The following is an 8,339-nucleotide window of genomic DNA, read 5'->3' as shown; positions in this document are numbered from 1 at the left end:
CTGTAGGAGCGCGCTTGCCCGCGAATGCGGTGTCTGTGCAATAAATTTGTCGCTGACACAGCGCATTCGCGGGCAAGCGCGCTCCTACAGGGCTAACCCCGAGGCCTCACAACAACGGCGCAACCGTCGGCTCATTCCTGGGCCAGGCATCCAGCACGGCCTTGAACAAGGTCGCCAGCGGAATCGCGAAGAAGATCCCCCAGAATCCCCACAGCCCGCCAAACAGCAGCACCGCGCAGATAATCGCGACCGGGTGCAGGCTCACGGTTTGCGAAAACAGCAGCGGCACCAGCACGTTGCCATCGAGCGTCTGAATGATGCCGTAGACCGCCATCAGGTAAATGAACTGATCGCTCCAGCCCCACTGAAACAGCGCAATGAACGCCACCGGCACCGTCACCACGACCGCGCCTACATAAGGCACGACGACGGAAATCCCTACCAGCATCGCCAGCAGCGCCGAGTAATTGAGGCCCATCGTGACAAAGGCAATGTAGGTCACTGCCCCGCAGATGAAGATTTCGATGACTTTTCCGCGAATGTAATTGGCAATCTGTCGGTTCATTTCCTCGGCGACCCGGGTAATCAGCGTACGTTCACGAGGCAGATAGCCACGGAACCAGCGACCAATCATCCGACGGTCCTTGAGGAAGAAGAACACCAGAATGGGCACCAACACCAGGTAGATCATCATGTTGACCAGCAGCGGCAGGCTCGACAGCGAGAGGGTCAGCGCCCACTGGCCGAACTTGCCAATCTCGCCCCTAGCCGCTTCGATGGCCTGCAGGACCTGCTCGTCGGAGACCAGATGCGGATAGCGTTCCGGCAGCAGCAACAGCAGCGACTGCCACTTGGCGAGCATGCCGGGCAGCTCGTTGAACAAGGTGATGAGCTGATGCCATAGCAGCGGCACCAACACCAGCAGAAACACCGCCAGTGCGCCCATGAACAACGCGAACACCACGCCGACCGCTCCCCCTTCCGGCACGCGCAGACGCTCAAGCTGAACCACCATCCCCTGCATCAGAAAGGCCAGCACCAGCCCGGCCAGCACCGGTGCCAGCATGCCGCCCAGGGTCAGGACAACCGTGAACGCCAGAAACAGCAGCACCGCCAGCACCACGGCCTCTTCGTCCGAGAAGTAGCGCTGCATCCAGTTGCGAAGCACTTTGAACATCGATGATCCTTTGAAACGATGGGGTAAAACGCCAACTGCCCGTTACGATCAGGCCTTGCGCAACCAATAGCGGTAAACGCCATCGGCGGCTTCTTCGTGCAACAGCACATGGCCCGCCAGCTTGGCGAAGGTGCGGAAATCCCGTTGCGAGCCCGCATCGGTGGCCGTCACCTTGAGCACCGAGCCGCTGGCCAGTCGATTGAGTTCCATCTTGGCCTTGAGCAAAGGCAGCGGGCAGTTCAGGCCGCTGGCATCCAGCTCGGCGTCGCAGGTTGCGGGGCGCTGTACAGCGTCAGACATCATTTCTCTCCAGGCAGACACATCCGATTACACAGAATGTGCAAATAAGATGAAGAAGACCATTCCTACAAGCTGCGCAGAATACCTCACTCTGGTCAGCAAGCCATTGAGCCAGCTACAGTAACGACTTTCTGCCTCAGAGTTTCGTGCATGAATGTTCTGCGCCCCGCACTGCTGACGCTCGCATGCCTGATGGCTGCCCCGGCTTTCGCAGACGACCTGCCGTCCCTTGGCGACGCCAGTTCCTCCATCGTTTCGCCCCAGCAGGAACACGACCTGGGCCGCGCCTGGCTGGGCCTCTTGCGCGCGCAGGTGGCGCAACTGTCGGACCCGCAGCTCAAGGATTTCGTCGAGACCTCGGTCTATCGCCTGGCCGAAACCAGTCAGGTGCAGGACCGCCGGCTGGAATTCATCCTGATCAACACCCCTGAAATCAACGCCTTCGCCGCCCCCGGCGGGATCATCGGCGTCAACGGCGGCCTGTTCCTGCACGCCGAGACCGAGGGTGAGTACGCAGCGGTTCTGGCGCACGAACTCGCTCACTTGTCGCAACGCCACTTCGCCCGCGGCGTGCAGGCCCAGCAGCGCATGCAGGTGCCGGTCATGGCGGCGATGCTCGCCGGTATCGTGATGGCCGCAGCGGGCGCAGGTGACGCCGGGATCGCAGCGATTGCCGGTACTCAGGCAGCGGCGATCCAGGAACAGGCGCGCTTCTCCCGGCAGAACGAGGCCGAGGCCGACCGCATCGGCATTCTCAATCTGGAAAAGGCCGGTTACGACCCGCGCAACATGCCGACCATGTTTGAGCGTCTGGCCCGTCAGTATCGTTACGACGCCAAGCCGCCTGAATTCCTGATGAGTCACCCGGTGACCGAATCCCGCATCGCCGACACCCGCAACCGTGCCGAACAGGCCAAGCCGGGCGGCAAGGAAGACAGCCTCGCCTACCAGCTGATGCGCTCGCGCGTGGTGCTGATCTACGAAGAAACCCCAGGCATGGCGGCCAAGCGCTTCCGCGCACAGCTGGCTGAAAACCCGAAAAACGACGCGGCCCGTTACGGCCTGGCTTTGGCGCAGACCAAGGGCGGCCAGTTGAACGAGGCCAGAGACAGCCTCAAGCCACTGATCGACAAAGCGCCGGACAACATCACCTACAACCTGGCCATGATCAATCTGGACATCACCAACAACCGTTTCCCCGATGCCCAGCAGCGGGTAGACCGAATGCTGGACAAGTTTCCCGATGACTATCCGCTGAATCAGGCCAAGGTCGACATATTGCTCAAGCAGTCCAAGGCGCCAGAAGCGCTGAAGGCTTTGGAGACGCTGCTCAAGAGCCGTCCGGACGATCCGGATATCTGGAACCAGGTGGCTGACACCCGTGGCCTTTCGGGGAACACCATTGGCTCTCATCAGGCACGCGCCGAATATTTCGCGCTGATGGGTGACTTCAAGCAGGCTGTTCAACAGCTGGAATTCGCCAAGCGCCGAGCTAATAACAACTTCCAGCTGGCCTCGCGGATCGATGCGCGGCAGCAGGAAATCATCGCTCAGGAACGAGCAGTGAAGGAAATGATGAATTAGTAGCAGCTCCAAGCTTTAAGCCTCAAGCCGCAAGAAAAAGCAGGATCGCCGCGCTCCCTCTTGCAGCTTGAAGCTTGTGGCTGCTGTCAGGCGTTGCCGGAAAGCTTCAACCGCGCAGCCTGGGTGAAATCCAGCATGCGCTGCAACGGCCTTACGGCTTGAGGGATGATCGCCGGATCAACGAAGATTTCATTGGTGCCTTCACGCAAGCACTGCAGCGTGCGCGCCAGGGTGTTCATGGCCATCCATGGGCAGTGCGCGCAACTGCGGCAGGCCGCGCCGTTACCGGCGGTGGGGGCTTCGATGAAGACCTTGTCCGGGCACAGCTGCTGCATCTTGTAGAAAATGCCGCGATCAGTCGCGACGATGAAGGTCTTGTTTGGCAGGGTCTGGGCGGCTTTGATCAGCTGACTGGTGGAACCCACCGCGTCGGCCAGATCGATCACCGACTCGGGCGACTCGGGGTGCACCAGAATCGCCGCATCCGGGTACAGCGCCTTCATGTCTTCCAGTTGACGCGACTTGAACTCCTCGTGAACGATGCAGGCACCGTCCCACAGCAGCATGTCGGCGCCGGTTTCGCGCTGGATGTAGCGGCCCAGGTGCTTGTCCGGCCCCCAGATGATCTTTTCACCGTTGTCCATCAGGCTCTCGACGATTTCCAGCGCGCAACTTGAGGTCACCACCCAGTCAGCGCGGGCTTTGACCGCAGCCGACGTGTTGGCGTAGACCACAACGGTGCGCTCGGGATGCTTGTCGCAAAAGCTGGTGAACTCATCAACGCCGCAACCCAGATCCAGCGAGCAAGTCGCTTCCAGGGTCGGCATCAGAATGCGTTTTTCAGGGGTCAGTATCTTCGCGGTCTCGCCCATGAAACGCACGCCAGCCACCAGCACGGTCCTGGCAGAGTGGTTCTTGCCGAAGCGGGCCATTTCCAGCGAGTCCGAGACACAGCCGCCGGTTTCTTCCGCCAACGCCTGAATCACCGGATCGCAGTAATAGTGAGCCACCAGGACCGCGTCCTGCGCCTTGAGCTCGTCGGCGATCAGGCGGCGATATTTGGCTTCTTCTTCCGGCGTGAGAGCTTTGGACTGCTTGGCGTCTAGATGCGCCTGCACCAGAAGGCGTTCGGAAATCTGTGTCATGTTCGCAGGACCTGAATGCGCGTAAGCGCGAACGTCGAGTTTACACCTGAACAACAGGCAACAAATAAGGCAGGAAACCCTCACGGTCATGAAGTTTCCAGCCCAGTGCACGCATCAATGTGCATGCATCGATAATGCATTCGCCGCGCGCTGGCTGCCGCGTTTCAAGGCGCTGACAGCAGGCGGTCCGAAGCGGCGGCGAATGTATCACGTTACCTGTTGAGCGTTCACTTACCGACGACAGCGCCTCAGCCCAGACGCATCGACAACTCGACATCCTCGGCAAACGGGATCGACAGATACCCCTGCTCGACCGAACGCACCCGCGCCAGGTAATCGGGTGCGTAATCGGCGTTGTCCGCGATGATCAAGGCGCCTGGCCGCAGACGGCTCTCTACCAGACTCAAAATCTCCGGATACAGCGCCTTGGCGCCATCGAGCAATACCAGGTCGATAGACTCCGGCAGATCCTTGCCCAGCGTCTTCAGCGCGTCGCCTTCACGGATTTCCACCAGGTCCAGCAAACCGCCGGCCTTGAGGTTGTCCCGTGCCTGCGCGATCTTCGACGACTCGAACTCGCTGGTGATCAGCAGGCCACCGCCGTTGTCGCGCAAGGCCGCTGCCAAGTGCAGCGTCGAGATGCCAAACGATGTGCCGAATTCCACCACCGTGCGCGCCTTGCAACTGCGCGCCAGCATGTAGAGCAACGCGCCGGTCTCGCGAGAAACGGCCAGCGGGAAATCCTTCAGGCGACCGTAGAAGTCCAGATAGTCAGTCTTGCTGCGCATCAGGCGAGCGATGTCTTCCTGAGAGAAGTCAGCCCATTGCGGGCTGGTCCTCGGCAACTGCTCCTGGGCCTGGGTGAACAAGCGCTCCAGCAAAGGAGCGACAGGGCGTGTGGTCAGGGTATTCATGTGTATTCTCCGAATTGAAAGGTGCGTAAAGCTCAATGCCGGAATAGAATGCGACGAATTACTCACGTTCGATAATCGCATTCCCGAGCCGCTATGACCGATTCCCGCAACCCCGCGATTTCCCTGCGCAAGAAGCCCAAACAGGCACGTTCTGAAGAGTCGGTTTCCGTCATTCTGCAAGCCGCTGTTCAGGTTTTGGCCAAGGAAGGCGCCGCCCGCTTCACCACTGCTCGCGTCGCCGAAAAGGCCGGTGTGAGCATCGGCTCGCTCTACCAGTATTTCCCCAACAAGGCCGCGATCCTGTTCCGCTTGCAAAGCGATGAATGGAAACAGACCACCGAACTGCTGACCCGCCTGCTCGAGGACACCACCGTCGCGCCCCTGCAGCGGCTGCGCAATCTGGTGCACGCCTTCATCCATTCCGAATGCGAAGAAGCCGACATGCGCATTGCCCTCGATGACGCAGCCCCGCTCTACCGACACGCCCCTGAAGCGCGTCAGGTCAAGGAGGAAGGAGAACAGGGGATCGTTCGGTTCATGCAGGAGGTACTGCCTGATGCGACCCAGGACACAAGACGTCTGGCCGCTGACTTGATCAAGACCACGATGAGCACTGTGGGCAAGGAGTTCTCACAAACGCCGCGCACACAGGCCGAGATCGACGCGTATGCGAGCGCCATGGCGGACATGTTTTGTGCGTACCTGCAGCGACTGGGCTGAGGCCGGAGTGAGGGGCTTGCGAAGGTAGCGTGAACGTTCGCGGCGGCTTCAATCAGCTCGCCGCGAACACGCGACGCGGGATCAATACTTCCAGGTCACCGAAGCCGTCAGGTTACGCGGTGCGCCATAGCTCGCGGTTTGCGCATTGTTGTACAGCGACAGCAGGTACTTGCGGTCGGTGACGTTGTTCAGGTTCAGCGACGTGCTCCAGTTGCTGTCGATGTCGTAGCTGGTCATCAGATCGACCAGGCCATATGCGTTCTGGTGAATGGCACTGTTGGTGTCGTTCTCGACCGCCGTTTGCCAGCTGACACGGGCGCCGACCTTCATCTGAGGCAGGCTTGGCAAGCGATAGGTCGCCATGCCACGCACGCTGTGGGTCGGCACGTATTTGCGTGCTTTTTCGCCGTCGTCATCGTCGATGCGCACGTAGGTGTAGCCGGCGAGCAGATCGAGGCCGCCCACTTCGCCGGAGGCTTGCAGCTCGACGCCGTGGCTCTTGAAATCTTCTGGCGTGTAGACCTCCTGAACACCATTAAAACCGGCATCCACTGCCACGTTGCGCTGTTCGGTCTTGAACAGCGCGGCGGTCAGGTGCAGACGCTCGTCCATCACGCTGCCTTTGATGCCGATTTCCTTGCTCGTGCCTTCCAGCGGGTCAAGCAGCGAACCGTCGGTGCCGATGTTGTATTGCGGGGTGTAAATCTTTGTCCAGCTACCGTACACGCTCCATTGATCGTTCAGGTCGTAGACCAGGCCGGTGTAAGGCGTGACCTTGCCGTGAGCGCGAGTGTAGTACCGGGCACCGTAGTTCTCCCCCTTGCCGTCGGCACTGAGCATGCGCGCGCCGGCGATCCAGTGCAGGTCATCGGCAAGGCTGAAACGAGCCCCTGCGAATACGCTTTTCTGGGTGTCCTGGAAATTCTGCGACAGGCCATCACTGGTGAAGCCGAACGACGGCATGGGCGTATTGCCCGCCAGAATGCCCGAGAACGAGGTATCGAAGGCGCTGCCGTCTTCTTCGTTTTCGTCATACTCGTGGCCTTTCTGATGAGTGCGCCCGTAAGCGGCACCGAAGGTCAGTTGATGCTCGCGACCGAACAGGCTGAATGGCCCCTGCACCTTGGCTTCACCGAGTAGCTGATGAGCCTCGCTGCGGGTGTGGTTGGCATAAGCCAGGGCGTCATCGCCAGTGACGGAGCCGACATACAGCATGTTGGTGTTCTGCTTTTCCTGCACGCCAGTCGCGGTCAGGGTGGCATTCCAGTCATTACCAAAATCGTGCTTGAGTTCGATAAAAGTGCGTTGGGTGTGCAGGTTCCAATACGTCCACGGCTGGCCGATGCTGTTGCTGCGACCGCTGTAATGAATGGCGTTGCCGTCACTGTCGACCAACGGCAGGTTGCCCCAGGTGCTGCCGTTGGAGTCGCTGTTGTGCTGGGAAAAGCCCACTGTCACGGTGTCGGCGTCGGTCACGTCGAACGCCAGCAGCCCGGCAGCAACGTTGCGCTCGTGGCTGTAGCGATCCATCCACGAGTTGCCTTTGTCGTGGGAATAGATGAAGCGACCGCGCACGTTGCCGGTGTCCGTCAGCGGCCCGGATACATCGACATCGACCCGACGGTTATCCCAGGAGCCCACGCTGGTGTCGATCTGCGCCTGAAACGTCTCGGTCGGACGCTTGCGCACGAAATTGACCGTCGCAGACGGGTTACCCGCGCCGCTCATCAAGCCGTTGGCACCGTGCAGCACGTCGATCTGCTCGTATTCGGCCAGATCCTGCTCGCCCACCAGGAGAGTGCCAACGAACGGCATGCCCATGCCGTCGTACTCAAAGGTATTGATGTCAAAGCCCCGTGAGGTGAACTCTGTGCGGTCGGTCTCGGTCTGCTCAACCGTCACCGAAGGGGCGGTGCGCAAGGCCTCTTTGATGCCATTGATCTTGAAGTCGTCCAGTTCCTGGCGCGTGATGGTCGTCACCGCCTGTGGCGTCTGCTTGTCCGTCAGCCCCAGTTTGGTCGTCGTCGAGGAAGCCTTTCCTTCATAGCCCTGACTGACGCCATCAACGCTTTCAGTGCTGCTCTGGATTTGAGTGACCGGCAAGGTCAGGTCGTCAGCGGCTTGGGCGATGGACACGGCGCTGCATGCGCCAATCAGAAGAAAACCGGCGGAGAGGTGGTGTTTCAAGGAATGTTCCTACAAGTCGAAGCAAGGGAGGTTTGGAATATGAATGAGAATCTAACGCATAAAGATCCAGCACTTCGACATTTTTTTCACATTTGCGCACATTTTTTTCACATCAAAAACCACAACAAACTTGACACAAACTGAACACATTCAATCCAGGGTTGAGCGTGCTCCAGTGACCTTAATCCTCAAAGGCCACAGCACGCGTCTGGGCAGCCCTCACACGCCTCCTCTGCCAAAGCGTGCGTTTAAGCCTGCCAAGCCTTCATAAAGCCGGTTTTCGATGTACAGTGAAGTTCTGAATATCCCTTG

At 59.7% G+C, this 8,339-nt stretch carries 7 protein-coding genes; 2 read left to right on the top strand and 5 right to left on the bottom strand.

Annotation, left to right across the window (positions count from 1 at the left end):
- Positions 1–106: 106 nt before the first annotated feature.
- Together AC07V9_RS11275 and AC07V9_RS11270 are read right to left on the bottom strand one after the other, a co-directional pair.
- A complete protein-coding gene (locus tag AC07V9_RS11275; protein ID WP_495015782.1) occupies positions 107–1,177 on the bottom strand; it encodes an AI-2E family transporter in 1,071 nt (356 codons plus the stop codon).
- A gap of 48 nt (positions 1,178–1,225) precedes the next feature.
- Complete coding sequence (locus AC07V9_RS11270; RefSeq protein WP_495015781.1) at positions 1,226–1,477, bottom strand: sulfurtransferase TusA family protein; 252 nt, start codon at positions 1,475–1,477, stop codon at positions 1,226–1,228.
- 150 nt (positions 1,478–1,627) lie between these two features.
- On the opposite strand from AC07V9_RS11270, the gene AC07V9_RS11265 reads away from it, so the two are divergent.
- Positions 1,628–3,061 carry a M48 family metalloprotease gene (locus tag AC07V9_RS11265; RefSeq protein ID WP_495015780.1) on the top strand — a complete coding sequence of 478 codons (1,434 nt, stop codon included), beginning with the start codon at positions 1,628–1,630 and terminating at the stop codon, positions 3,059–3,061.
- A gap of 86 nt (positions 3,062–3,147) precedes the next feature.
- Here AC07V9_RS11265 and nadA read toward each other — a convergent pair whose 3' ends face one another.
- Together nadA and AC07V9_RS11255 are read right to left on the bottom strand one after the other, a co-directional pair.
- Positions 3,148–4,206, bottom strand: coding sequence for a quinolinate synthase NadA (gene nadA, locus AC07V9_RS11260; RefSeq protein WP_495015779.1), 1,059 nt, complete (start codon positions 4,204–4,206; stop codon positions 3,148–3,150).
- Between the two features lie 248 nt (positions 4,207–4,454).
- Positions 4,455–5,120: an O-methyltransferase gene (locus AC07V9_RS11255; protein ID WP_495015778.1), complete on the bottom strand. Its 666-nt coding sequence runs from the start codon at positions 5,118–5,120 to the stop codon at positions 4,455–4,457.
- A gap of 93 nt (positions 5,121–5,213) precedes the next feature.
- Between AC07V9_RS11255 and AC07V9_RS11250 the strand changes: the two genes are divergently transcribed.
- On the top strand, positions 5,214–5,840 hold the full coding sequence (locus AC07V9_RS11250) for a TetR/AcrR family transcriptional regulator (protein ID WP_495015777.1): 627 nt from the start codon (positions 5,214–5,216) through the stop codon (positions 5,838–5,840).
- Positions 5,841–5,921: 81 nt separating this feature from the next.
- Here AC07V9_RS11250 and AC07V9_RS11245 read toward each other — a convergent pair whose 3' ends face one another.
- Positions 5,922–8,027: a TonB-dependent siderophore receptor gene (locus AC07V9_RS11245; RefSeq protein WP_495015776.1), complete on the bottom strand. Its 2,106-nt coding sequence runs from the start codon at positions 8,025–8,027 to the stop codon at positions 5,922–5,924.
- Positions 8,028–8,339: the final 312 nt, after the last annotated feature.

This window comes from Pseudomonas sp. GW821-FHT02A11 (assembly GCF_059421985.1).
This window is presented reverse-complemented; position numbering and strand designations above follow the sequence as displayed.

What these genes read in the sequence shown, in the direction of transcription:
- AC07V9_RS11255 (WP_495015778.1), bottom strand. Translation starts at nt 5,120, where the DNA reads ATGAATACCCTGACCACACGCCCTGTCGCTCCTTTGCTGGAGCGCTTG.
- AC07V9_RS11275 (WP_495015782.1), bottom strand. Translation starts at nt 1,177, where the DNA reads ATGTTCAAAGTGCTTCGCAACTGGATGCAGCGCTACTTCTCGGACGAA.
- AC07V9_RS11270 (WP_495015781.1), bottom strand. Translation starts at nt 1,477, where the DNA reads ATGTCTGACGCTGTACAGCGCCCCGCAACCTGCGACGCCGAGCTGGAT.
- AC07V9_RS11250 (WP_495015777.1), top strand. Translation starts at nt 5,214, where the DNA reads ATGACCGATTCCCGCAACCCCGCGATTTCCCTGCGCAAGAAGCCCAAA.
- AC07V9_RS11265 (WP_495015780.1), top strand. Translation starts at nt 1,628, where the DNA reads ATGAATGTTCTGCGCCCCGCACTGCTGACGCTCGCATGCCTGATGGCT.
- nadA (WP_495015779.1), bottom strand. Translation starts at nt 4,206, where the DNA reads ATGACACAGATTTCCGAACGCCTTCTGGTGCAGGCGCATCTAGACGCC.